This is a genomic window from Paraburkholderia megapolitana, assembly GCF_007556815.1.
GTDB lineage: Bacteria > Pseudomonadota > Gammaproteobacteria > Burkholderiales > Burkholderiaceae > Paraburkholderia > Paraburkholderia megapolitana.
On the sequence record NZ_CP041745.1, the window covers coordinates 371,982 to 394,346 of the forward strand.

Sequence of the window (22,365 nt, forward strand, 5' to 3'; positions counted from 1 at the left end):
GGAGAAAGTTATATGACCGATCAATCCGGCACCACGCCGCCTTTTCCTGGCTTCCCAGGTTTTCCCCCGGCCGGCATGCTCGACCGGATGTGGGAGATGATGCGTCTCACGCCGTTCGCGGGCGGTCAGCCCGGCGCGGCACAAGGCTTCGGACCGTCGCTGTCGATGATGTCCGACATGATGGCGCCGCTGACCAACGTCGAAGAACTCGACAAACGCATCACCGACATGCGTGCCGTCGAGCAATGGTTGAAGCTGAACCTGAACATGTTGCAGTCGGCGATCCAGGCGCTCGAAGTGCAGCGCGCGACGCTCGCAACGCTGCGCGCGTTCGGCGCGTTTGCGCAGGCGCCGCTGGGACCGAAGGAGACGTCGTCGGCGGCGTCGTCGCCGTTTGCGTTCTCGGCGGCAGCGGCGGCAGCCGCGTCGGGCAGCAAGCCGGCTGAGCCCGCCGCGAAAGCGGCCCCGGCGCCAGAGGAAGCAGCTTCGGCATCGACCGCCGGTGCAGAAACTGGCGCACCCGCGTTCGATACGTCCGGCTGGTGGAACCTGCTGCAATCGCAGTTCAATCAGCTTGCGCAGTTCGCGATGACGCAGCCAGGCGCAGCGCCCGATGCGCCAGCGGGCGCTGCCGCGCCTAAGGCAGCTGGAGCGAAGCAGCCGGCCGCGAAGCGCAAACCGGCGGCGAAGCGGGCGTCGAGCCCCTCGCGCGCGAAGAAAACCCCGCCGCAGCCCGAGTAAAACACCACCATCACCGACAACCCGATGCGTACCTCATGCGACTCGCACTGGTTCTGATGGGCGGCGGGGCGCGCGCGGCCTATCAGGCCGGCGCATTGCAGACACTCGCGAGCATTGCCCGCGAGGTCGCGCCCGCGCAGCGCGCGTCGCCGTTCACCGTGGTGTGCGGCACATCGGCGGGGGCGATCAATGCGACTTCGATTGCGAGCCACGCCGACGATTTCGCGCGCGGCGCCGAACGGCTCGTCGACGTGTGGTCGGGCATGCGCGCGAATCACGTGTATCGCACCGACTGGCCTGGTGTGGTCGGAGCCGGGGCGCGCTGGCTGGCGGCAATGACGCTCGGTTGGGCTGCGCGCCGCTCGCCGCGTGCGCTCTTCGACAACGCACCGCTCGCGAAGCTGCTGCATGAAACGCTCAACTTTCACCGCATCGACCAGATGCTCGAATCGCGTGCGCTGCATGCGCTGTCGGTGACGGCGCTCAGCTATTCGTCGGGGCGACACCTCACGTTCTATCAGGCCAGCGAGCCGATCCACGCATGGCGGCGCGCACAACGCACCGCGCGGATGGTCGAACTGACGCCTGCGCATCTGCTCGCTTCGTCGGCGATTCCGTATGTGTTTCCGGCTGTGTCACTCGAAATCGACGGTCGTCACGAATATTTCGGCGACGGCTCGGTGCGTCAGATCGCGCCGCTCAGCCCCGCGATTCACTTCGGCGCCGACCGCATCGTCGTGATCGGTGCGGCCACGCCGCGCCCCGAAGTGCCGGCGATCGAGCAGCAGGACAACTATCCGTCGCTGGCGCAGATCGGCCAGCAGGTGCTCGCGAGCGTGTTTCTCGATGCGATCGGCGCGGACATCGAACGGATCGAGCACGTGAACCGGATGGTCCTGCAGCTACCGCACGCCGTCGAACCCGAAAGCGGCTGGCGCCACGTGGACGTGCTCGCGATCGCGCCGAGCGAACGTATCGAGCTGATCGCGGCACGCCATCTAAAGCGCTTGCCGTTGACGGTGCGTGGGCTGCTCGGCGCGGTCGGCGGCAACCGGGCATCGGGCGCGTCGTTTGCCAGTTATCTGCTGTTCGAAAGCGAATTCACGAGCGAGCTGATCGAACTCGGCCGGCGCGACGCGCTTGCCCGGCGCGATGAAGTGGCTGCATGGATCGAACAGGCGGGCACAAGCGGGCACGCCGGCCGCTGACACAATCGGGATGTCGCCCCGGATCGACGCGGCAGACGGCTTTTCCATCCTGCATCCGGCGGTGAGCCGGACCGTCCCGGACGCGACCAGGTTTTGTCAAGTTCGCGTGCTATCATGCAACGAGCTTTCAGAATGTTCGGGCGCACAGAAAACAACCCACGAATCGCCCGTTTGTCGGCCCAGGCAAGGTAGTTCTCCACCCACGGCTGACCGCGTGGCGGTCGCCGCCCCGCGCAAAAACCGGCTTTTTTCGCAAACGCATAATCGTTTCCAGACGTTTCTTTGCGATACGCGTGCATCTGAGCGTCCGATTGCCGCGTAAAATCGAACATTGAGCACGTGAACAAGCGGTTTTCGTGCGTCAGCCGAAACAGTAACCAGATTCAACAGTCGTCGTAACGCGCAGAAACAGGGGTGGGAATATGAACACCATGCTTTATCCGGAACTTTACAGATCGCTCGAGTCCGTTCGATGGGACATGGAGAAGGACATTCCATGGGACTCGTTCGATGCTTCGCTGCTCACCGACGAGCAGGCGGCGACGATCAAGATGAACGCGATCACCGAATGGTCGGCGTTGCCCGCGACGGAAATGTTCCTGCGCGACAACCACCACGACAGCGACTTCTCCGCCTTCATGAGCGTATGGTTCTTCGAAGAGCAGAAGCATTCGCTGGTGCTGATGGAGTACCTGCGGCGCTTCAAGCCGGAACTCGTGCCGACCGAGGAAGAACTGCATGCGGTGCGGTTCACGTTCGATCCGGCGCCCCCGCTCGAAACGCTGATGCTGCACTTTTGCGGCGAGATCCGTTTGAACCACTGGTATCGCCGGGCCGCCGAATGGCACACCGAGCCGGTCATCAAGCACATCTACGAAACCATCTCGCGCGATGAAGCGCGCCACGGCGGTGCCTACCTGCGCTACATGAAGAAGGCACTGACGAACTTCGGCGACGTCGCGCGTGCGGCATTCGCGAAGATCGGCGTGCTGATGGCGTCGGCCCGCCGCACCGAAAAGCCGCTGCATCCGACCAACCTGCACGTGAACCAGGCGCTGTTCCCGCGCGACACGATCCAGTCGCGCCTGCCCGATCCGGAATGGCTCGAACGCTGGCTCGACGAGCAGATCCGCTTCGACGACGGCTGGGAGAAGAAGGTCGTCGAGCGCATCCTGCACAACCTGTCTATCTTGTTCGAACGCACCTTCAACACCGCGCAGGAACTGAATCGCTACCGCAAGGAAGTGGTCGGCCGTCTGCAGGTCGAGCAAGGTTCGGTGCAGCAACAACCGGCCTGATTGCGCCGGTAGCCGGTAGCAGGAATCAGAAGCCCGAACCGGCAACGGACACGAAACGGCCCGACAGGCGCAAACCTGCCGGGCCGTTTTTCTTTCTGCCGGCGTGCCCGCTTCGTGATTTCCCGATTTCCTCATTCGTCCGATATTTACCCGTCATTCACCTTCATTAGCCCGATTCCCATGCCTGTCATTTTCGAACGCAAGCTCACAACCCGCGACGCGCTCGCACAACTGCGCCCGTCGCTAACCGGCCCGGTGGTGTTCACGAACGGCGTGTTCGACATCCTGCACCGCGGGCACGTCACGTATCTCGCCGATGCGAAGGCGCTCGGTGCGTGTCTGATCGTCGGTGTGAATAGCGATGCGTCGGTGCGCATGCTCGGCAAGGGCGACGACCGGCCGATCAACGCGCAAGCCGACCGCATGGCGCTGCTCGCGGCGCTGGAAAGCGTCGACTGGGTGGTGTGTTTCGAGGAGCAGACGCCGGTGGCATTGATCGAGGCGCTGCGCCCGGATGTGCTCGTGAAGGGTGGCGACTACGACATGGACGCGCTGCCTGAATCGGCGCTGGTGCGCGGCTGGGGTGGCAGCGCGCTCGCCATTCCGTTCGAGCACGATCGCTCGACCACGTCGTTGCTGAAGAAAGTCCGCGCTCAGGGCTGACGCGCTCGTTTCGTCTGGGGAATCGCGCGCCGGTGGTGCGGCGGTAACGCGGATGCAGTGCGCCCGGTGCGAAAGTAACGCCGCAGTAGCCCAGTTTATTGCGCGAGCGCCGACGCCGCGATCGCCGGAGCGGGAGCCGGCCCGCCCACTACCGCCTGGTCCGCCGCATCCGCGGCCGACAACGCGCGAACCTTGAGCCAGTCGGGGTGAATCTGCCGGTTCAGATGATTCGGCTCGCGTATGCCGGCAGCCGGCAACGGACCGAAGACGCCTCGCATCGCAACGAACGCGAGCACATTGGCAAGAAGCAGGATGGCGATCAGCCAGCGCAGCATGGTCGAAGTCTCCGTCGAGAGGATGAGGCTGCGTTCATCGGGCGCGTGCGGGTCAGGGGGATGGTACGGGTGATGCGGTCCGCGCGGCATCGTCGGCGGCGATCAACGCGAGGCCGGACAGCACGAGCGTGTCATGGCGAGTATGCGGCACCTGCAGCGCGCCTGTCACTTCGATCGCTGCGCCGCCGCCCACTACGAGCCGCACCGGCACCTGCCACGCGGCCTGCAAGTCGCGCCACGCCCGCTCGATCAACCCCGCCTGCGCCAGCACGCAACCGGCCGACAACGAACGCAGTGTATCGCTCGCAAACGACGGGCCGGAGCCGTTCTCACCCTTGAGCAAACCTTGCGCGGACGGGATGTCGAGCGTCGGCAACTGGGCGGTGTGCTCGCCAAGCGAGCGCATCATCAGCGACCATCCGGGCGCAATCAAACCGCCGACGAAGCTCCCATCCGCGCGCAGCGCTTCGAGTGTCGTCGCAGTGCCGAACGTCGCGATCAACAGATGTTCGCCGGGAAACGCCGCGTGCGCGCCGATCAAGCCGGCCCAGCGGTCGCTGCCAAGCGCGGACGGTGTCGTGTAGCCATTGGTCACGCCGCATTGCCGGGCGACCGCGCGGATCGTCGTACGCGGCAGAGCGGGCCAGTGCGCATCGAGCAATGCGTCGATACGTTGCCCGACCGCGGCGCCCGCGACGTTCGACAGCCACGCGCCGCGCGGTACCGGAAGCTGCGACCAGTCAGGGCCATCCGCGGTTTCGTCGACCTCGGCCTGCGCCTTGCGATGTTCGAACGTGCCGGTCTGTACTTGCGTGCCGTCGGCCCGCACCAGCGCCCACTTCACCCGGCTATTCCCAGCATCGATCAGCAAAAACAGCGCGTCGCTCATGCGGCACCGTCGCTGGCGAGCCGCAGCGACACATCGCCGGTAGCGATCGTTTCGCGGCCGCTCGCGGTGTCGAGCAGCAACTGGCCGCTTTCATCGACACCCGCCGCCACGCCGCGCGCAATTTCCTTGCCCTGTTCGATCAACACTACTTCGCGGCCCGCGTACGCGTGGCAGCCGTTCCAGCGCTGGCGGAACGGCGCGAAGCCGTCGGTCGCGAAGCGCTGCAGCGCGGGTTCGAGTGCATTCAGTTCGGCGGCGAGCGTATCGGTGAGATTGGCAGTCGGCAACGCGCGCGACAGCGCGGTCGGCGCCGCGCCACGCACCTGCGCCGGCACGCCAGCATTGAGCGCACCCACCTTCGCGGCAAGCGCGTCCGCGCCCTTCACATTGGTACCGATGCCGATCACGACCGCGCTGGCATCGTCGGTGCTCCAGGCGGTTTCGATCAGGATGCCGGCCAGCTTGTCGCCTTCGAACAGCACGTCGTTCGGCCACTTCAGGGCGATCTGGCCGGCCGCCGGACCGAGCGGCAGCGAGCGCAACCCGTCGACCAGCGCGACGCCGACCGCGAGGCTCAACCCCGCGAGCCCTTCGAGCGGCCGCGGCAGCACGCAGGCGACCGAAAACAGCAGTGCATTGCCCGGTTCCGCGTACCACGTGCGACCGCGCCGGCCACGGCCGGCGGTCTGCAGATAGGCGACCCGCACGATCGGCCGGACGAGCGCGCCAGCTTTGCGCGGCAGCGCCTTGACGGTGGCCATCAGGTCGGCGTTGGTCGAACCGGTTTCTTCGACGATCTCGATCGGCCAGTCTTGCGCATGCGTGCCGAACAGCGCGACAGCGCGGGCCCGGTCGATGCGCCAGTCGTCTGCCGGAGCGCCGCTGGAGGGTTTTGTGGGAGCGTTCATGGCCCGTATTGTAGCCATAGGGACCAACCGCGGGCGCGGCCACGCTTTCGACGCGCTGCGTTCGTTACAATGGCCGCTAACCCGGGCGCGGACACCCGGGCCGCTGCCTCGAACCCATAACCACTTTCTTCCACGCACCCTTGAACTTCGACACTCCCCCCGGCCTCGACATCACCGCGGGCAACCAGGGCAAGGTGGTCCGTCTCTCCGGCCAGTGGACGGCGCTCGCGCTGGCGCGCTCGCGCAGCCACGTGGTGCCGCGTCTGCGCGCGCTGGCGGGTAGCGCGGAGCGGGTCGTGCAATGGGACCTGTCGCGCGTCGAGCGGCTCGATCACGTCGGCGGCCAGGCACTGTGGCGCATCTGGGGCCACCGGCTGCCGCCGGAACTCGCCGAGCTGAACGACACGCAGCGCGATATCTTCGAGCGCATCGCGCTACTCGACGCCGGCCGAGAACCGGTCGAGGCCGTGCCGCGCATCGATCCGTTCACGCGCCTCGGCCTGTCGCTCTTCTCGTTCTTCGAGCATCTGTCGGGCGGCATCGCGATGTTCGGTCGTGTCGTACTCGACCTGCTGGCCATCGCGCGCAATCCGAAGATCACGCCGTGGACCGAAATTTCCGCGAACGTCTATGGCGCCGGCACGAAGGCGCTGCCGATCACCGCGCTCGTCGCGTTCCTGATCGGCATCGTGCTGAGCTATCTGTCCGCGCAGCAGTTGCGGCTGTTCGGCGCGAACCAGTACATCGTGAACATTCTCGGGCTGTCGGTGATCCGCGAACTGGGGCCGGTGCTGTCGGCTATTCTCGTCGCCGGGCGCTCGGGCTCGGCGATCACCGCGCAGATCGGCGTGATGCGCGTCACAGAAGAGCTCGACGCGATGCGCGTGATGGGCATCCCGCACGGTCTGCGGCTGATCCTGCCGCGCGTCGTCGCGCTCGCTGTCGCGATGCCGCTGCTCGTGATGTGGACCAACATCATCGCGCTCACCGGCGGCGCGCTCGCCGCGAAAATCGTGCTCGGCATCGACATGTCGTATTTCGTGCGCGCGCTGCCGGGTGTCGTACCGGTCGCGAACCTGTGGATCGGCCTCGGCAAGGGCGTCGTGTTCGGCATGTTGATCGCGATTGTCGGTTGTCATTTTGGCTTTCGCATCAAGGCGAACTCGCAGAGTCTCGGCGAGGGGACGACGACTTCGGTCGTGTCGTCGATCACGGTCGTGATTCTCGCGGATGCGGTGTTCGCGATCCTGTTCCAGAACGTGGGGCTCGGATGATCGCGCCACTCACTTCCGCCGTGCGCGGCCAGCCGCTACCCTCGATCGCCGAACCGGTGATCGAGGTGCGCGACCTCACCAAGCGCTACGGCCGCAACATCGTCCACCAGCATCTGAACTTCGACGTGAAGCGCGGCGAGATCGTATCGATCGTCGGTGGCTCGGGCTCGGGCAAGACCACGCTCGTGCGGCAGATCCTCGGGCTCGAGCGGCCTTCGTCGGGGACCATCCTGGTGTTCGGCGAAGACACCTCGAAGATCGACCCCGAGGCCGCCCACCTGATGCGCAGCCGCTCCGGCATGCTGTTCCAGCAGGGCGCGCTGTTCTCGTCGCTGTCGGTGTTCGACAACATCGCGCAACCGCTGCGCGAACTCGGCAAGATTCCCGACGACCTGCTGCGCGATATCGTGATGCTCAAGCTCGAGATGGTCGGTCTGCCGTGCAAGCACGCATCGAAGATGCCGGCCGCGCTGTCGGGCGGCATGATCAAGCGCGTCGGCATTGCGCGCGCCATCGCGCTCGAACCCGAGTTGCTGTTTCTCGACGAACCGACCGCCGGGCTCGATCCGCGTGCCTCCGACGAATTCGTCGAACTGATCAGCACGCTGCATCGCGCGCTCGGTCTCACGGTCGTGATGGTGACGCACGATCTCGATACGATGGTCGCGTTGTCGACCCGCGTGGCGGTGCTCGCGGACCGCAAGGTGCTCGTCGCCGCGCCCGTCGAAGAAGCCGCGAACGTCGATCATCCGTTCATCCGCGAATATTTCCTCGGCCTGCGCGGCCGCCGCGCGCTGCAGGCATTGCCGCCCGAGCGCCGTGCGAAGCTGCCGCCGGCCGCGCTCGAGCCGGCGTCGTCCGAGCTACCGCTGTGAACCAGGGAACCTGACCATGGAAAACAAATCGCACGCCTTCTGGGCCGGGCTCTTCACCGTCGCGCTGCTGGTCGCGATCGCCGTGGCGGCGTTTCTGTTCAACGTCGACAGGTCGGTGCGCATTCCGTACGACCTGATCGCGCGGACCAATGTGACCGGGCTCTATACCGATGCCGCCGTGCGGTATCGCGGGCTCGACGTCGGCAAGGTGCAGACCATCAAGTTCGATCGCTCGCATCCGGGGCAGATCGTGATCCGCATCGTGGTCGACAAGAATGCGCCGATCACGCGCTCGACGTTCGGCAGCCTCGGCTTTCAGGGTGTGACGGGTATTGCGTTCATCCAGCTCGACGATACGGGCCACGATCCCGCGCCGTTGCCTTCGACGGTAAAGGACGTGGCGCAGCTGCCGATGCATCCGGGCCTGCTCGACCAGTTGCAGGAGCGCGGCGATGTGCTGCTGCGGGAGCTCGAAAAGGTCGCCGGCGACGTCGACGCAATGCTCTCCGACGACATGCGCAACCAGTTGCTCGCCACGGCCGCGAGCCTGCAGCACGCTGCCGACGGCGTGACGACGCTGAGCCAGCAGATGGGCCCGACGGTCAGCAAGCTGCCCGGCACGCTGACGCAACTCGACAGCACACTCGCCTCGACCAACCAGTTGATCACGAGCCTGAACCGCTCGGACGGCCCGCTCAACAAGGTCGGCACGGCGGCGCAGCAGGCGGGTATCGCGCTGTCGTCGATGGATAGCACGCTGCAGGATCTGTCCGCGCGGGTCAGCTACGAGACGCTGCCGCGCGTGAATTCGCTGTCGCAAGACGTGCGGTCGGCGGCGCGCTCGGTGGATCGCGCCGCCGATGCGTTTAGCAACAACCCGCGCAGTGTGCTGTTCGGCACGGCGCCGTCTGCACCGGGCCCCGGCGAGCCAGGCTTTAGCTGGCCGGCATCGCGCGTGCCTGCGGCGGCGCAATGATTTCAAAGGACTCTGCCATGTCACGCTTGCTTGACCGCTCCTTTTCCGCCGGCGTCGGTGCTGTGTTGTCTGCGCTGCTCGCCGTGAGTCTGCTCGCGGGCTGCAGCACACCGGCTGCAGTCGCCGATTTCCGCTACGACCTCGGCCCGGCCACGCCGTCAATCACCACTGGCACGCTGCCCGCCATCAAGGTGCTCGAGGTCACCGCACCGCAGACACTCGATTCCGACCACCTCGTCTATCGCCTCGGCTATGCCGACGCACAGCGGCTCTCGTCGTATTCGAACAGCCACTGGACGATGGCGCCCGCGCAACTGCTGACCCAGCGTCTACGCGCTGCGCTGTCGTCGCGCGGCACCGTGCTGACCGGCGCGGACGGGGTGCGCGCGCCGGTGCTGAAGATCGATCTCGAGGAGTTCGAGCAGGTCTTCGACGGACAGGCGCAAAGTCACGGCGCGGTCACGGCACGCGCGACGCTGATCCAGAACGGCAAGGTGATCGGGCAGCACACGTTCGTCGCTCGCGCGCCCGCTAGCTCACCAGATGCCGCCGGCGGTGCCGCCGCGCTCGCCGCAGCGAGCAACGATCTGATCGCGCAGATTGCCGCATGGCTCGGCGTGCAGCCGCTGGTGGCCGCGCAATGAGCGAGCGGCGATGAGCGGCGCGTCGTGAGCGGCGCGCCGCGCGGACCCTGGAGCGCAGCATGAGCGACAAGCCGTGGCAGCGCCGCCCGTCTGCGCTCGCGCGGCAGGCGCTGGGGCTGTATGCGGCGCTGATTGTCTACGGGTCGTGGTATCCGTTTTCCGGCTGGCGCTCGCTCGGCCTCGGTCCGTTCGACTATCTGAACGATCCGCTTCCCCGCTATCTGACCGCCTTCGACGTCGTGACGAACGTGCTCGGCTACATGCCGTTCGGTGCGCTCGTCGTGCTCGCGATCTATCCGCGCCGACGTGGCGCATCGGCCATCGCGCTCGGGTTTGCGCTGGGCGCGTTGCTATCGAGCGTGATGGAGGCAGTGCAGACCTATCTGCCGACACGTGTCGCATCGAACCTCGATCTCACGGCGAATGCGCTTGGCGCGTTGCTCGGTGCCGCGCTGATGGCGCCCGCGACCGGCGCGCTGCTCGATCGCGGCGCATTGCGCCGGTTGCGCTTTCTGTGGCTCGAGCGCGATGCGGCGGCGCTGGTCGCGCTTACCGGGTTATGGCCGTTCGCCACGATGTTTCCCGCGCCGTTGCTGTTCGGCATTGGCGACTGGCCGCGCGTGTTGTGGCTGAACTTCGATGCGACGATGCAGGACGCGCTGCTCGCCTGGACGCCGGCTTCGTGGCACGTCGCCGCATGGCCCGGATTGCTCGCCACGTGGATGCCGGACGACGTGTGGGAAGCCGTCGTCACCGCGTTGAACCTGTTTGCGGCGGCAGCGCTCGCATCGCTGCCGATCCGGCCGCGCGCACCGCGCGTGCGCCTGATGCTCGGCCTGATTGCGCTGACGCTGTTCGTGAAGGCCGGCGCGACGTTCCTGCAATCGCAGTCCGGTCTCGCCTTCGACTGGGCAACGCCCGGCGCGCTGGCAGGGCTGGTGGCCGGTACCGTGGCGGCGCTGCTGGCGCTCGTTCTGCCGCCTACGTTGCGGGCGACGCTCGCCGCATGCGCGCTGGTCCTCGCGCTGGTGTGCGTGAATCTCCTGCCGGTGAATCCGTACTTCGATGTCGTGCTTGCCGACTGGCGCCAGGGCCGCTATCTGCACTTCAATGGACTCGCACGCTGGCTCGCGTGGACGTGGCCGTATGCGATGCTCGTGTGGCTCGCGTTTTCGGCGGAACGGGCGTGGCTCACACGGCGGCGTGCCGGCCGCTGAGCAACCGTAGGGATCCACCGCCGCGCCGGGTCGCGGGGCGATCGGCACCTCCCGGCTGCGAGCGTCCACCGCGCTCGTTATAATCGACCGCACAACAAGCCGTGCGCAGCGCGCGTGCAACGTATCGCATCGTCGCGCCGCAGCGGTCCCCACATTTGCGCGTAACTTCCGGCCCATCATGGACTCGTTCTTCAAGCACCACGTCTTCTTCTGTCTGAATCAGCGCGATCCCGGCGCAGAACGCCCGAGCTGCGCGAACTGCAACTCGCAGGCGATGCAGGAGTACGCGAAAAAACGCGTCAAGCAACTGGGCCTCGCGGGTCCGGGGCAGGTGCGAATCAACAAGTCCGGCTGCCTCGACCGCTGCGAGGAAGGTCCGACCATCGTCGTGTATCCGGAAGGCATCTGGTACACGTACGTCGACGAGGCCGACATCGATGAGATCGTCGATTCGCATCTCGCGAACGGCAAGATCGTCGAACGGCTGTTGATCGACCGGTAAGCCACACGATGAACGTTCACACGCAGAATTTCCTGATCGACGGTCCGGTCGGCAAGATCGAGGTCGCGCTCGATCTGCCCGACGCCGTGCGCGAAGCCGGCGCCGCACCGCGCGGCATCGCGCTGGTGGCGCATCCGCATCCGCTCTTCGGCGGCACGATGGACAACAAGGTCGCGCAGACGCTTGCACGTACGCTGGTGCAGCTCGACTACGTCACGTACCGCTCGAATTTTCGCGGTGTCGGGCAAACGCAAGGCGAGCACGACAACGGCCACGGCGAGCGCGACGACCTGCTCGCGGTGCTCGATCACATGCGCGCGCAACCGGGTTACGCCGATCTGCCGCTCGTACTCGCGGGTTTTTCATTCGGCACGTTCGTGCTGTCGCATGTCGTGCAGCAACTGCGCGAGGCCGGCAAGGAGATCGAAAGAGTGGTGTTTGTCGGCACGGCGGCGAGTCGCTGGGAAGTCGCGCGAGTGCCGGAAAATACGCTCGTGATTCACGGCGAAACCGACGATACGGTGCCGATTCAATCGGTGTACGACTGGGCGCGGCCGCAGGAACTGCCGGTCGTCGTGATTCCGGGTGCCGAGCATTTTCTGCATCGCAAGCTGCATATTCTGAAGCGCATCATCGTCGACGCGTGGCACTGATTGCACTGGCGGGATGAACCCGTTTCTCGCATGATGTACGCTGTTTTCTCGCGGTTTTCCCTGATCGACCCGAATCGGTCGATACGGCGGCGCGTATAATGAGCGCTCTTTTTTGGGCGCAGCGCCGCCCATCCGGTAGTGCGCGGGCCCGATAGAGCACGTGCAGCGCCGGATGCCCGGCATCTGCGCGAACCGATCGCGTGGCCGCAAGTCCAATGGGCGCCGCACAGTTTTTGCGGCGCTGCGCTTGCCGACCGGCTCTACCCAACCATGCACTGCGCGTGTGCCCTTGTGTGCACGAAGCTCACCCTGCCCGAATCGATCCTATGCGTTTTTCCACTCCCGGCTCTTCGTCACTGTCCTCCCTCGTTCCGTCTTCCCTCAGCCGTGCCGTCACGCTTGGCGTGCTGCTGCCCGCTACGCTGGTCGCGAGCACGGCCTTCGCGCAGGTGCCGCCGCCGGCGGTGAACGCGCGTTCGTGGGTACTCGTCGATGCCACCAGCAACCAGGTGCTGGCATCGGGCAACCCCGACGAGCGCGTCGAACCCGCGTCGCTGACCAAGCTGATGACGGCCTACCTTGTCTTCGAAGCACTGCAGACGAAGAAGATTTCGATGGATCAGACGGTGATGCCGAGCGAAGCGGTGCGCCGCGTGCGCAACGACGAATCGCGGATGTTCATCGAAGCGAACAAGCCGGTCACGGTGCACGATCTCGTCTACGGGATGATCATCCAGTCGGGTAACGACGCGGCGATCGCGCTCGCCGAACTGGTCGGCGGCAGCGAATCGCAGTTCGTCAACATGATGAACACGGAGGCGCAGCGCCTCGGCATGGCGCATACGCATTTCGCGGATGTGAACGGCATGCCCGACGCGCAGCACTACACGACAGCCGGCGATCTCGCGCTGCTGTCCACGCGCCTCATTCGCGATTTCCCCGACTACTACAGCATCTTCTCGGTGAAGGAATTCACCTATAACAAGATCAAGCAGCCGAACCGCAATCGTCTGCTGTGGATCGATCCGACTGTCGACGGCCTGAAGACCGGTCACACGCAAGCCGCCGGCTACTGCCTGATCGCGACCGCGAAGCGTTCGCTGCCGGGCACGCCCGATGCATCGCGCCGTCTCGTCACCGTGATGATGGGCGAGGTGAAGGAACACGACCGCGTGCAGGACAGCCTGAAGATGCTGAACTACGGCTATAGCGCGTACGACACGGTGCGGCTGTACAAGGCCGGCCAGACGATCGAAACGGCGCGTATCTACAAGGGTGCGCAGGACACGGTGAAGGTTGGTGTGAAGAGCGACCAGTTCCTCACGCTGCCGAAGGGCGCCGCCGACAAGGCGAAGCCGCAGGTCACGCTGAATTCGCCGCTGATCGCGCCGCTCACGGACGGCCAGCAGGTCGGCAACGTGCAGCTCGTCGCCAACGGCAAGACGCTTGCGCAATTCCCGGTCGTCGCGCTCGAAGCAGTGCCGCAGGCGGGTGTAGCGGGTCGCGTGTGGGATTCGCTGATGCTGATGTTCAACAAGAAGAAGTAAGACCCGCGGCGTCCCGGGTTGCGCCGCGCGCGTCGTCGGGTTACGCCGTGCGCGGTGTTTCAAGGAGTCAAGGATGAGCCCTGTGAACGAAGAATCACTCATTGAGTATCCGTGCGATTTCCCGATCAAGGTGATGGGCAAGTCGCATCCCGAGTTCGCCGAGACGATCGTGACGGTGATCCGTCAGTTCGATAACAGTGTCGACGCTGAGCGCATCGAGGTGCGGCCGTCGAGCGGCGGTAACTACACCGGTTTGACGGTGACGGTGCGGGCGGTGAATCGCGAACAGCTCGACGACATTTACCGCGCGCTGACCGGACACCCGATGGTCAAGGTCGTGCTCTGAGCGGAACAGCCGTTCAGGGCTCGACCTGCAGCGACGGCCGGGCGGCTTTTTCCGCTTTGCCGGTCTTTCCGCCCTTCACCGCTTTCTGCGGACCTTCCTGACAGGCGCGCTCGAAGAGTTGCCGGAACCGTCTGACTTCCTCGAATACCCAGTTGCGGAACGCCATCACGCGTGCTGTCTGCAGCATCTGCGGCTGGCAGAGGAAATAGTATTGCCACGGGCTCGGCCCGTCGATGTCGAAGAGCCGTACCAGCCGGCCAGCGGCAACCTCGGGCATAGCCAGCGAGCGCCGCGTGAGCGCAGTGCCCTGACCTTCGATCGCAGCCTGCAGCAGGTTCGACGAATCCTCATACAGCACCCCGCGCTTGGGCTCCGGCCAGTCGTTCAAACCCGCCGCGTCGAACCACGGGCGCCACAACTCGTCGTCTGAGCGCAGCAGCGGAAATTTCGCGAGATCCGTCGGGACTTTCGGCAGCTTGCCGCCGTTGAAGGTCGGCGAGCACGCGGGAAAGAACACCTCCTCCAGCAGCAATTCAGCGTGTAACCCCGGATATTTGCCGTAGCCGAAGCGGATTGCCACGTCGATGTCGTCGCGCGTGAAATCGGCGAGCGCGTTGGTGGACAGCAACTCCAGGTCCCACTGCGGATTGGCTTCGATAAAGCTGCCGAGGCGCGGCGTTACCCAGCGCGCGGCAAACGACGTCAGCATCGATACCACCAGCCGCCGCTCGCGGTCGCCGCCGCGGATGGCCTGCGTCGCGTCGACAAGGGCCGTCAGCGCGGCGCGCACCTGGGTCGCGTAGCGTCGCCCGACATCGGTGAGCTGGACGCGCTTGCCGTCGCGGGAAAACAGCGCAATGCCGAGCTCCGCTTCGAGCGCGCGGATCTGATGGCTGACGGCGCCGTGGGTGACGAAGAGCTCGTCGGCGGCGCGCGAGAAGCTCTCGTGCCGGGCGGCGGCCTCGAATGCCTTGATGGCGTTCAGCGCGGGGAGCTGTCGTAGGTCCATGGTGGTCGGTCCATCGCAATCTGGCTCACATAGCCGTGAGAATTGATCGTTATGCGCAATCCCTTGTTACGCCTAGGATTGTAGTCAGTCAACGAGCCTTTGCGGAGTCTGTCATGCGAGAAATTTCCTCTAGTATCGTGTTCGAAATCAAGTCCGGCGAAACCGTACCGATGCGGGTCACGCGCAGCACGCGGCTGGCGATTAGCGGCGGCCCTGTCTGGGTGACGCGCAGCGACGACACCCGGGACTACTGGCTCCAGCCGGGCCATACGTTGCGGCTGCGCAGCGGCGAGCGGCTGTGGCTCAGCGCCGAGAGCGACCTGGCTGCGAACGTCGCCTTTTCGGTACCCGGTCGCTGCGACCAGCGCGTACGCGGCTGGCTGGGGCGGATCGTCGAGCGGCTGACGATGCATCTGCAGCGGGACGGCTGGCGCACGGTTTGAGCCGGTCTGAACCGACTTGAACCGGCCCGGACGTTCCGTAGCGATATGGCGTGCCTCCGGCGAGGTGCCACGGTTTTCGGTAAACTGCCGAAACTATGTGCGCTTCGCCGGTTTTGCCTTCCTCCCCCTCTCCCAGCCCGATTGCCCCTGACGCCGCCAGCGCGAACGTCCAGACGGCGCTTGCCGTTCCGGCTCCGGTGCTGCGCTGGCGCGGCGTGGAAGCCTACGAAACCAGCTTCGCGGCCATGCGCGCGTTCACCGACGAGCGTACCGCCGACACCCCCGACGAAATCTGGCTCGTCGAACATCTCCCGGTTTTCACGCTCGGCCAGGCCGGCGACCCCGCCCACCTGCTCGCCGCCGACAGCGACATTCCGCTCGTCAAGGTGGATCGGGGCGGGCAGATCACGTATCACGGGCCGGGGCAGGTTGTCGCATACCTGCTGCTGGACCTGCGACGGCGCAAGCTGATGGTGCGCGAACTGGTCACACGGATCGAGCAGGCCGTGATCGATACCCTCGCGGCGTATAATCTCGCCGGAGAACGCAAGGCGGGCGCGCCCGGCATTTATGTGGCGCCCGGCCCGCACGCAGGGCCGCATGGCGGCGCGAAAATCGGCGCCCTCGGGCTGAAGATCCGCAACGGCTGCAGCTATCACGGCGTCAGCCTGAATGTCGCGATGGATCTGCAGCCGTTTCTGGCTATCAATCCCTGTGGTTACGCCGGGCTCGAAACAGTCGATATGGCGACGCTCGGCGTCGCTGCCGGCTGGAACGACGTAGCCGGCACCCTTGCAGCCCGCCTTACCGCAAACCTCGACGGCAGCACCGCAGCCGCCCAACCGCAGGCCGGTGCCGTCACCGCCTGACTGGATCGAACGAATGACTGACGCTACCGCGAACCTCGCCGGCGCTACTGCCGCCCCACCGACGCTCCCGCTGTCTACGACGCCACGGCGAAACAGAAGGCACAGGCCAAGACCGCGCGCATCCCGATCAAGATCATCCCGATCGAAAAGCTGAAAAAGCCGGAATGGATTCGCGTGAAGGCCGCGACCGGTAGCTCGCGCTTCTCCGAAATCAAGCAGATCCTGCGCGAGCACAACCTGCACACGGTGTGCGAGGAAGCAAGCTGCCCGAATATCGGCGAATGCTTCGGCAAGGGCACGGCGACGTTCATGATCATGGGCGACAAGTGCACGCGCCGCTGCCCGTTCTGCGACGTCGGCCACGGCCGCCCCGATCCTCTCGATACCGACGAGCCCGTCAATCTCGCCCGCACGATCGCGGCGCTGAAACTGAAGTACGTGGTGATTACGAGCGTCGATCGCGACGATCTGCGCGATGGCGGTGCGGGTCACTTTGTGGAATGTATTCGCCAGGTGCGCGAGCAGTCGCCGGCAACGCGCATCGAGATTCTCACGCCCGATTTCCGCGGCCGTCTGGACCGCGCGCTGGGAATTCTCAACGCCGCGCCGCCCGATGTGATGAACCACAACCTCGAAACGGTGCCACGTCTCTACAAGGAAGCGCGCCCGGGTTCCGACTACGCGCATTCGCTGAAGCTGCTGAAGGACTTCAAGGCGCTGCATCCCGATGTCGCGACGAAGTCCGGCCTGATGGTCGGCCTTGGCGAAACCGAAGAGGAAATTCTTCAGGTGATGCGCGATCTACGCGCGCACGACGTCGATATGCTGACGATCGGCCAGTATCTGCAACCGTCCGAACACCATCTGCCGGTGCGTGCTTACGTGCATCCGGATACGTTCAAGATGTACGAGGAAGAGGCGTACAAGATGGGCTTCACGCATGCTGCGGTCGGTGCGATGGTGCGCTCGAGCTATCACGCCGATTTGCAGGCACATGGGGCGGGTGTCGTAGATCTGCACAAGTAAGTGAAGATTACCGGCAGCGAGATGGGTTGATTCGCTGCCGGGGGCCAACCCCGGCCATCTGCACTTTACGGATTGCTCCCGATGGGCGCGATATCCCGCTACTCCGGAAACGCTCCAGGCATAGTGCCGAGGGGGTGCGCCTCGGTTTGCTGATTCTCCAGGTCCCCCGCAGCGGGGACTTGTCTGCGACGGAGGTTGGCCATCCGTTCGCCCAGATTATTCATTGCGCCGGTCACCATCGGTCTCACCTCGGTCACAAAAGCGCTGGTCTTTTCTATCGCCTGCTCGCCGCCCCTGACGACGGCGTTGCCCGCGCTCACGAGTTTCTTGCCCGTGTAATCGGCGCCTTCCACCACCTTCTTCGCGGCTATATCGGAGCCATCGCCCACTACTTCTGCGCTCTTCAGTACCGACGTCGATACACCTCTGCGTGCGAGATCGCTCACCGCGTTCAATCCGCCGCGAATGGCACCCACGGCCGATTCGGTGCCCTCCGCGAGCGTGGTCCACGACCCGAACACAAGCGCTGACGTTCCAAGGTGTACTGCTTGCTCGGCGAACTCGGCGACCCCTTCGCTCGCGCCCTGACTCCGCGCAAGCGCACCCGTGGCCGTGGTCGCCAGGCTGACGAAACCGAGGCCGAGTCCGAGCGCACCGACGTTAGTCGCGACACTGGTCGCCGTCGTGTACGTATGCGGTGCGGCGATGATCGCTGCGGGAATCCTGGTCAGAGCGTCCGCGACGCGGCCGGCACCGTTCGCGGCCTCGCCCTTCCACGTCGCGGCCTTGAGCGCGGTGTACTGTTCTCGCCAGTCGTCTCGCGCCAGCAGGTATTCCGGGCCGATGAGATGGTCCCTCTTTGCGACGTAGCGGTCGCCCGCACTGGTGGCCGCGCCGGCGGCCATCGAGCCGAGAGCGGCTATCCCCGACGTAACCGTTGCCGCGGCCCCGGGGAAGCCCGCAGCGGCGATCCCCGGAACGACGGCGAGTTCCACGGCGTTGCGTGCCGTGAATGACTGGATCGTGCCAGCTTTGCGGATCATCTTTCCCAGCATGCTGGGCGTTGCCGCGTCCAGCGCGTTCTGCATGACCGGGTCGAGCCTGTCCCGATCGGGCGCCAACCAGTCAATGCCACCCCGCGCTTCCATTGCGGGATTGAGCGCCTCTCCGCTGACATGGTCCATGGCGCCCGAAAAGAGACCCGCGGCGACACCACCCTTGAAAGAGTCGGGCGCGTTCTTGACGCCCGGCAGCACGTTGAGGCCCGACACGATCGTATTGCCGATCTCGGGTTTCGTATCGAGCAGGCGCGACGCCGTGCCGAACGCGGCTGAGCCTATGGCACCCTTTGCGACTGCGCTCGTCGTGCCAAACGAGTCTCCCTTCGAGAATGTCTTTTGGATCGTTGCGTCTGACTCGCCCATTTCCAGAAGTCCAGCCACGCGGTTCTCGATTAAAGCATTGAGATCCGCACGGTTCGATTCATCGCCGCCCGCTTCGCCGCCCTTATAGTGCGGCTCGAAATAGCGGGTGAGCTGGTCGCGAATGCCCTGTTCGCGGGCAGTGCGCTGCTCTTCGCTCTCCACGGCGGGCGCCGCGGTGGTCTCCGCGATGGTCTCCGCGGCAGGCGTTGTTGTCGCCGTGACAACTGCCGGCAAGGATGCGCGGCGGCGTCGATCGCCGGGCGGTAGCCTGTTCTCCATAGGTCGCGGCGCGCCCTCGATCAATGCGCGCTGTGTCTGCTGCTGGTTCTGCGTCGTTAGCGGAGCCGTTCCCGTCGATTCGTTTCCCCGATGCAGATTGAGATCGGGCAGGCTCGAGGATCGTTCTGTTCTCATAGTACGAGCGAGTGGCGTTTAGGGATGGATCACGTTACTTCGCGTGGTGAGTGTATTTCGCGTGCAAACCGAAGTAATCGCGCGTCACGCGAACCAGTGGGCTACGCGACGACTTCGCGTGTTTCTACGATCACGCCGACATCCATGGCTCGTCGCGCTCTCGGGACATGCAACCCGCATCGCATCGTCTGCCGCATAGGGCCATTCATACGCCGCCGCCCTCGCGACCATCCACCCCAACGCGAAAAGCAATGCTCGAACGCCGTCATTAGCAATCGCGGATTAATTAGAACCGCGCGTCGGCAAACTCCCTATAGTCGGAAGCCTTTTAGACATCCTGATCCAACGGGGCTTCCAGATGAACCGATTCCTTCGTCCGCTCGCGGCTGCACTGGCGTCTTTAGCGCTGTCGGCGTCGCTCGCCAACACCGCGCACGCCGACACGCGCGAGGTCGTCATTGCCTATCAGGACATGGTCGTGCCGTGGCGCTATGCGCAGGCCACCGGCGCCGTCGAGAAAGCCACCGGCTACAAGGTCACCTACCGCAAGCTGGGCAGCGGCGCCGATGTGATCCGCGCGCTCGCGTCGGGCTCGGTACAACTCGGCGAAGCAGGTTCGAGCCCGATCGCGGCCGGCTTGTCGCAGGGCGTCGACATCTCGCTGTTCTGGATTCTCGACAACATCAACGATGCCGAGGCGCTCGTCGCGCGCGATGGTTCGGGGGTATCGAGCATCGCGGGGCTCAAGGGCAAGAAGATCGGTGTGCCGTTCGTGTCCACTTCGCATTTCCATACGCTCGTCGCGCTGCAGAATGCCGGCGTCAATCCCTCGGACGTGAAGATCGTCAACCTGCGTCCGCCTGAAGTCGCGGCGGCATGGGCGCGCGGCGACATCGACGCGACCTACATCTGGGATCCGGTGCTCGCCAAGGTGAAGCAGAACGGCAAGGTGCTGATCACGTCGGGGCAGGTCGCTCGCGAGACGGGCAAGGCAACCTTCGATGGCTTTGTCGTCGATCGGCGCTTCGCTCGCGATAACGCGGACTTCGTCGCGCGCTTCGTGAAGGTGCTCGCCTCGACCGATGCGGACTATCGTGCGCACAGTGCTGCGTGGAATGCCGCATCGCCGCAGGTAGTCGCGGTCGCGAAGGAGTCCGGCGCCAACGCGCAGGACGTGCCCGCGAGCCTCGCGCTCTACGCGTTTCCGACGCCGGCCGAGCAGGCATCGAACGTATGGCTCGGTGGCGGCGCGCAGTCGGGCGCGGCGAAATCGCTGGCGGCAACCGCGACTTTCCTGAAAGCGCAGGGCACGATTCAGAACGTGCTGCCCGACTATTCGGTGGGCGTCGATCCGCAGTTCGTGCAACATGCGACGCCTTGAGCCGGGCATGACATGAGCGGACTCGAAATCCGGCATCTATCGGTGGCTTATCCCGGTGCGCGCGGCACACCGCCGACCGTCGCGCTCCAGGACGTCGACCTGCATATCGAACCCGGCGAATTCGTCGTGGCGCTCGGCGCGTCGGGCTGCGGCAAGACGACGTTGCTCAACTGCATCGCCGGTTTCATTGCGCCCGGTGAAGGCGAGATTCTGCTGAACGGCGAACCGGTCGAAGGACCTGGCGCCGATCGCGGTGTCGTGTTCCAGAAGTACGCGTTGATGCCGTGGCTCGACGTGCTCGATAACGTCGCGCTCGGGCTGCGCTTTCAGCGGGTGCCGAAGGCCGAGCGCGAGCGTATTGCGCGTCGGGTACTCGCACTTGTCGGGCTCGAGCGGTATGCGCATTCGCGTGTGTATGCGCTCTCGGGTGGCATGCAGCAGCGGGTGGGTATTGCGCGTGCGCTTGCGAGCGATCCGCAGGTGCTGTTGATGGACGAACCGATGGGCGCGCTTGACGCAATGACACGCGAGTCGATGCAGGAGCTCGTACTCGACGTGTGGGATCGAACCGGCAAGACGGTGTTTTTCATCACACACAGTGTCGAAGAAGCGCTGTTTCTCGCGACGCGTCTCGTCGTGATGACGCCCGGCCCGGGTCGCATTGCGCAGACGTGGACATTGCCGTTCGCGCGGCGCTTCGTCGAAACGCGCGATGCGCGCGCGGTGAAGTCCGCGCCGGATTTCATCGAATGGCGTGAACGACTGGTTCGCCATTTACACAAACGTGCGCCGCAGGAGAGTGTGTCATGACGGCATCGCGCGATTCACTCAACCAGCCCGCGCTGGAACCCGCTGTCTACGTCAACACGTCGCATGCATCGCGACATACTCGCACTGCTACGCCCACCACACGTGCAAGGCGTTCCGCACGCGCATGGCGCATGCCCGGCGAAGGACCGACTGCCGCGTTGAGCGCGGCCTCGGTGGCGACGCTGGCCGCGCTGTGGTGGCTCGCCACGCATCTGCACTGGTTGCCGCCGCTGTTTTTGCCTACACCCGAAGCAGTATGGGCCGCGTTTATCGATGCGTGGCACGGCCGCATTCAAGGCGGTCTGCCGTTATCGGAGCATCTGGCGTGGAGCGCGCTGCGCGTGTTCGGCGCGTTCGCGCTGGCCGCGGCAACCGCGGTACCGGTCGGCATCCTGATGGGCGTGAGCCGGATCGCGCGCGGGCTGCTCGATCCGCCGCTTGAGTTCTACCGGCCGCTGCCGCCGCTCGCCTACCTGCCGCTCGTCGTCATCTGGTTCGGTATCGACGAGACCGCGAAGATCGTCGTCATCTATCTGGCCTGCTTTGCGCCGATCGCGATGGCCGCACGCGCGGGAGCGCGCAGCGCAACCGTCGAGCAGATTCATGCCGCGTATTCGCTCGGCGGCCGCTTTGCGCAGGTCGTGCGCCACGTCGTATTGCCGGCGGCGCTGCCCGAGATCTTGACCGGGCTGCGTATCGCAATCGGCTTCGGCTGGACGACGCTTGTCGCCGCGGAAATGGTCGCGGCGACCGCGGGGCTTGGACAGATGGTGCTCAACGCATCGAGCTTTCTGCGCACCGATGTCGTCGTGATGGGGATTGTGCTAATCGGTCTGATCGCGTGGATCTTCGATCTCGGGATGCGTGCGCTTGAACGTCGGCTCGTGCCGTGGAAAGGGCGTGCGTAACATCG

23 protein-coding genes and 1 pseudogene are annotated in these 22,365 nt (G+C 65.3%); 19 read left to right on the top strand and 5 right to left on the bottom strand.

Translation table 11 applies throughout. The features are described from left to right. Window positions 1-12: 12 nt before the first annotated feature. The 4 genes from FNZ07_RS15020 (at window position 13) to rfaE2 (ending at window position 3,910) form a co-directional block, all read left to right on the top strand. Window positions 13-741, top strand: coding sequence for a PhaM family polyhydroxyalkanoate granule multifunctional regulatory protein (locus tag FNZ07_RS15020; RefSeq protein WP_091009357.1), 729 nt, complete (start codon window positions 13-15; stop codon window positions 739-741). A gap of 35 nt (window positions 742-776) precedes the next feature. Continuing rightward, window positions 777-1,949, top strand: a complete 1,173-nt coding sequence (locus FNZ07_RS15025) for a patatin-like phospholipase family protein (protein WP_091009360.1) — start codon at window positions 777-779, stop codon at window positions 1,947-1,949. A gap of 422 nt (window positions 1,950-2,371) precedes the next feature. Beyond that, complete coding sequence (locus FNZ07_RS15030; RefSeq protein WP_091009363.1) at window positions 2,372-3,247, top strand: ferritin family protein; 876 nt, start codon at window positions 2,372-2,374, stop codon at window positions 3,245-3,247. Window positions 3,248-3,427: 180 nt separating this feature from the next. Beyond that, the gene (gene rfaE2, locus FNZ07_RS15035) at window positions 3,428-3,910 is read left to right on the top strand and encodes a D-glycero-beta-D-manno-heptose 1-phosphate adenylyltransferase (RefSeq protein WP_091009366.1); all 483 of its coding nucleotides are present in this window, start codon (window positions 3,428-3,430) and stop codon (window positions 3,908-3,910) included. Window positions 3,911-4,005: 95 nt separating this feature from the next. On the opposite strand, the gene FNZ07_RS15040 is transcribed toward rfaE2, so the two are convergent. The 3 genes from FNZ07_RS15040 to FNZ07_RS15050 are packed head-to-tail and all read right to left on the bottom strand — an operon-like array spanning window position 4,006 to window position 6,042. Beyond that, window positions 4,006-4,245, bottom strand: coding sequence for a hypothetical protein (locus FNZ07_RS15040; protein ID WP_091009370.1), 240 nt, complete (start codon window positions 4,243-4,245; stop codon window positions 4,006-4,008). 52 nt (window positions 4,246-4,297) lie between these two features. Further along, window positions 4,298-5,134 carry a type III pantothenate kinase gene (locus FNZ07_RS15045; RefSeq protein ID WP_091009374.1) on the bottom strand — a complete coding sequence of 279 codons (837 nt, stop codon included), beginning with the start codon at window positions 5,132-5,134 and terminating at the stop codon, window positions 4,298-4,300. Then, window positions 5,131-6,042: a biotin--[acetyl-CoA-carboxylase] ligase gene (locus FNZ07_RS15050; protein ID WP_091009376.1), complete on the bottom strand. Its 912-nt coding sequence runs from the start codon at window positions 6,040-6,042 to the stop codon at window positions 5,131-5,133. The genes FNZ07_RS15045 and FNZ07_RS15050 overlap by 4 nt, the downstream gene beginning before the upstream one ends. Window positions 6,043-6,182: 140 nt before the next feature. Here FNZ07_RS15050 and FNZ07_RS15055 point away from each other — a divergent pair, with 140 nt between their 5' ends. The 9 genes from FNZ07_RS15055 (at window position 6,183) to FNZ07_RS15095 (ending at window position 14,076) form a co-directional block, all read left to right on the top strand. Beyond that, window positions 6,183-7,316 (top strand): MlaE family ABC transporter permease, encoded by a 1,134-nt coding sequence (locus FNZ07_RS15055; protein ID WP_091009379.1) that lies wholly within the window; start codon window positions 6,183-6,185, stop codon window positions 7,314-7,316. Further along, window positions 7,313-8,191, top strand: a complete 879-nt coding sequence (locus FNZ07_RS15060) for an ABC transporter ATP-binding protein (protein ID WP_091009382.1) — start codon at window positions 7,313-7,315, stop codon at window positions 8,189-8,191. Before FNZ07_RS15055 ends, FNZ07_RS15060 begins: the two co-directional genes overlap by 4 nt. Before the next feature lie 16 nt (window positions 8,192-8,207). Continuing rightward, window positions 8,208-9,167 (top strand): MlaD family protein, encoded by a 960-nt coding sequence (locus FNZ07_RS15065; protein ID WP_091009385.1) that lies wholly within the window; start codon window positions 8,208-8,210, stop codon window positions 9,165-9,167. 17 nt (window positions 9,168-9,184) lie between these two features. Further along, entirely contained in the window at window positions 9,185-9,811 is a 627-nt protein-coding gene (locus FNZ07_RS15070; RefSeq protein ID WP_091009387.1) for an ABC-type transport auxiliary lipoprotein family protein, read from the top strand. Between the two features lie 59 nt (window positions 9,812-9,870). Next, window positions 9,871-11,028: a VanZ family protein gene (locus FNZ07_RS15075; RefSeq protein WP_091009390.1), complete on the top strand. Its 1,158-nt coding sequence runs from the start codon at window positions 9,871-9,873 to the stop codon at window positions 11,026-11,028. A 178-nt stretch (window positions 11,029-11,206) separates the two neighbouring features. Beyond that, the gene (locus FNZ07_RS15080; RefSeq protein WP_091009393.1) at window positions 11,207-11,530 is read left to right on the top strand and encodes a (2Fe-2S) ferredoxin domain-containing protein; all 324 of its coding nucleotides are present in this window, start codon (window positions 11,207-11,209) and stop codon (window positions 11,528-11,530) included. A gap of 8 nt (window positions 11,531-11,538) precedes the next feature. After that, window positions 11,539-12,183 carry an alpha/beta hydrolase gene (locus FNZ07_RS15085; protein WP_091009398.1) on the top strand — a complete coding sequence of 215 codons (645 nt, stop codon included), beginning with the start codon at window positions 11,539-11,541 and terminating at the stop codon, window positions 12,181-12,183. Window positions 12,184-12,509: 326 nt separating this feature from the next. After that, window positions 12,510-13,730 carry a D-alanyl-D-alanine carboxypeptidase family protein gene (locus tag FNZ07_RS15090; RefSeq protein ID WP_091009401.1) on the top strand — a complete coding sequence of 407 codons (1,221 nt, stop codon included), beginning with the start codon at window positions 12,510-12,512 and terminating at the stop codon, window positions 13,728-13,730. 73 nt (window positions 13,731-13,803) lie between these two features. Then, the gene (locus FNZ07_RS15095) at window positions 13,804-14,076 is read left to right on the top strand and encodes a DUF493 family protein (RefSeq protein ID WP_091009406.1); all 273 of its coding nucleotides are present in this window, start codon (window positions 13,804-13,806) and stop codon (window positions 14,074-14,076) included. A gap of 13 nt (window positions 14,077-14,089) precedes the next feature. Here FNZ07_RS15095 and FNZ07_RS15100 read toward each other — a convergent pair whose 3' ends face one another. After that, window positions 14,090-15,085, bottom strand: a complete 996-nt coding sequence (locus FNZ07_RS15100) for a transcriptional regulator GcvA (RefSeq protein ID WP_091009409.1) — start codon at window positions 15,083-15,085, stop codon at window positions 14,090-14,092. Between the two features lie 113 nt (window positions 15,086-15,198). On the opposite strand from FNZ07_RS15100, the gene FNZ07_RS15105 reads away from it, so the two are divergent. The 3 genes and pseudogenes from FNZ07_RS15105 (at window position 15,199) to lipA (ending at window position 17,423) form a co-directional block, all read left to right on the top strand. Then, a complete protein-coding gene (locus FNZ07_RS15105) occupies window positions 15,199-15,528 on the top strand; it encodes a DUF2917 domain-containing protein (protein ID WP_091009412.1) in 330 nt (109 codons plus the stop codon). Between the two features lie 95 nt (window positions 15,529-15,623). After that, window positions 15,624-16,397, top strand: a complete 774-nt coding sequence (lipB, locus tag FNZ07_RS15110; RefSeq protein ID WP_091009417.1) for a lipoyl(octanoyl) transferase LipB — start codon at window positions 15,624-15,626, stop codon at window positions 16,395-16,397. 13 nt (window positions 16,398-16,410) lie between these two features. Beyond that, window positions 16,411-17,423 (top strand): annotated as a pseudogene (gene lipA, locus FNZ07_RS15115) (lipoyl synthase). Between the two features lie 98 nt (window positions 17,424-17,521). On the opposite strand, the gene FNZ07_RS15120 reads toward lipA, so the two are convergent. Beyond that, window positions 17,522-19,261, bottom strand: a complete 1,740-nt coding sequence (locus FNZ07_RS15120; RefSeq protein WP_091009422.1) for a hypothetical protein — start codon at window positions 19,259-19,261, stop codon at window positions 17,522-17,524. Window positions 19,262-19,619: 358 nt separating this feature from the next. Between FNZ07_RS15120 and tauA the strand changes: the two genes are divergently transcribed. From tauA to FNZ07_RS15135, 3 genes are read left to right on the top strand one after another with little or no spacing between them, the layout of a single operon-like run. Continuing rightward, a complete protein-coding gene (gene tauA, locus FNZ07_RS15125; protein ID WP_091009426.1) occupies window positions 19,620-20,642 on the top strand; it encodes a taurine ABC transporter substrate-binding protein in 1,023 nt (340 codons plus the stop codon). A 12-nt stretch (window positions 20,643-20,654) separates the two neighbouring features. Further along, window positions 20,655-21,452, top strand: coding sequence for a taurine ABC transporter ATP-binding protein (locus FNZ07_RS15130; RefSeq protein WP_091009429.1), 798 nt, complete (start codon window positions 20,655-20,657; stop codon window positions 21,450-21,452). Then, window positions 21,449-22,360 carry an ABC transporter permease subunit gene (locus FNZ07_RS15135; RefSeq protein ID WP_091009433.1) on the top strand — a complete coding sequence of 304 codons (912 nt, stop codon included), beginning with the start codon at window positions 21,449-21,451 and terminating at the stop codon, window positions 22,358-22,360. Before FNZ07_RS15130 ends, FNZ07_RS15135 begins: the two co-directional genes overlap by 4 nt. The last annotated feature ends 5 nt before the right edge of the window (window positions 22,361-22,365 follow it).

What these genes read in the sequence shown, in the direction of transcription:
- FNZ07_RS15050 (WP_091009376.1), bottom strand. Translation starts at nt 6,042, where the DNA reads ATGAACGCTCCCACAAAACCCTCCAGCGGCGCTCCGGCAGACGACTGG.
- FNZ07_RS15120 (WP_091009422.1), bottom strand. Translation starts at nt 19,261, where the DNA reads ATGAGAACAGAACGATCCTCGAGCCTGCCCGATCTCAATCTGCATCGG.
- FNZ07_RS15065 (WP_091009385.1), top strand. Translation starts at nt 8,208, where the DNA reads ATGGAAAACAAATCGCACGCCTTCTGGGCCGGGCTCTTCACCGTCGCG.
- FNZ07_RS15085 (WP_091009398.1), top strand. Translation starts at nt 11,539, where the DNA reads ATGAACGTTCACACGCAGAATTTCCTGATCGACGGTCCGGTCGGCAAG.
- tauA (WP_091009426.1), top strand. Translation starts at nt 19,620, where the DNA reads ATGAACCGATTCCTTCGTCCGCTCGCGGCTGCACTGGCGTCTTTAGCG.
- FNZ07_RS15030 (WP_091009363.1), top strand. Translation starts at nt 2,372, where the DNA reads ATGAACACCATGCTTTATCCGGAACTTTACAGATCGCTCGAGTCCGTT.
- FNZ07_RS15025 (WP_091009360.1), top strand. Translation starts at nt 777, where the DNA reads ATGCGACTCGCACTGGTTCTGATGGGCGGCGGGGCGCGCGCGGCCTAT.
- FNZ07_RS15075 (WP_091009390.1), top strand. Translation starts at nt 9,871, where the DNA reads ATGAGCGACAAGCCGTGGCAGCGCCGCCCGTCTGCGCTCGCGCGGCAG.
- rfaE2 (WP_091009366.1), top strand. Translation starts at nt 3,428, where the DNA reads ATGCCTGTCATTTTCGAACGCAAGCTCACAACCCGCGACGCGCTCGCA.
- FNZ07_RS15100 (WP_091009409.1), bottom strand. Translation starts at nt 15,085, where the DNA reads ATGGACCTACGACAGCTCCCCGCGCTGAACGCCATCAAGGCATTCGAG.
- FNZ07_RS15105 (WP_091009412.1), top strand. Translation starts at nt 15,199, where the DNA reads ATGCGAGAAATTTCCTCTAGTATCGTGTTCGAAATCAAGTCCGGCGAA.
- FNZ07_RS15070 (WP_091009387.1), top strand. Translation starts at nt 9,185, where the DNA reads ATGTCACGCTTGCTTGACCGCTCCTTTTCCGCCGGCGTCGGTGCTGTG.
- FNZ07_RS15080 (WP_091009393.1), top strand. Translation starts at nt 11,207, where the DNA reads ATGGACTCGTTCTTCAAGCACCACGTCTTCTTCTGTCTGAATCAGCGC.
- FNZ07_RS15130 (WP_091009429.1), top strand. Translation starts at nt 20,655, where the DNA reads ATGAGCGGACTCGAAATCCGGCATCTATCGGTGGCTTATCCCGGTGCG.
- FNZ07_RS15040 (WP_091009370.1), bottom strand. Translation starts at nt 4,245, where the DNA reads ATGCTGCGCTGGCTGATCGCCATCCTGCTTCTTGCCAATGTGCTCGCG.
- lipB (WP_091009417.1), top strand. Translation starts at nt 15,624, where the DNA reads ATGTGCGCTTCGCCGGTTTTGCCTTCCTCCCCCTCTCCCAGCCCGATT.
- FNZ07_RS15090 (WP_091009401.1), top strand. Translation starts at nt 12,510, where the DNA reads ATGCGTTTTTCCACTCCCGGCTCTTCGTCACTGTCCTCCCTCGTTCCG.
- FNZ07_RS15060 (WP_091009382.1), top strand. Translation starts at nt 7,313, where the DNA reads ATGATCGCGCCACTCACTTCCGCCGTGCGCGGCCAGCCGCTACCCTCG.
- FNZ07_RS15095 (WP_091009406.1), top strand. Translation starts at nt 13,804, where the DNA reads ATGAGCCCTGTGAACGAAGAATCACTCATTGAGTATCCGTGCGATTTC.
- FNZ07_RS15045 (WP_091009374.1), bottom strand. Translation starts at nt 5,134, where the DNA reads ATGAGCGACGCGCTGTTTTTGCTGATCGATGCTGGGAATAGCCGGGTG.
- FNZ07_RS15135 (WP_091009433.1), top strand. Translation starts at nt 21,449, where the DNA reads ATGACGGCATCGCGCGATTCACTCAACCAGCCCGCGCTGGAACCCGCT.
- FNZ07_RS15020 (WP_091009357.1), top strand. Translation starts at nt 13, where the DNA reads ATGACCGATCAATCCGGCACCACGCCGCCTTTTCCTGGCTTCCCAGGT.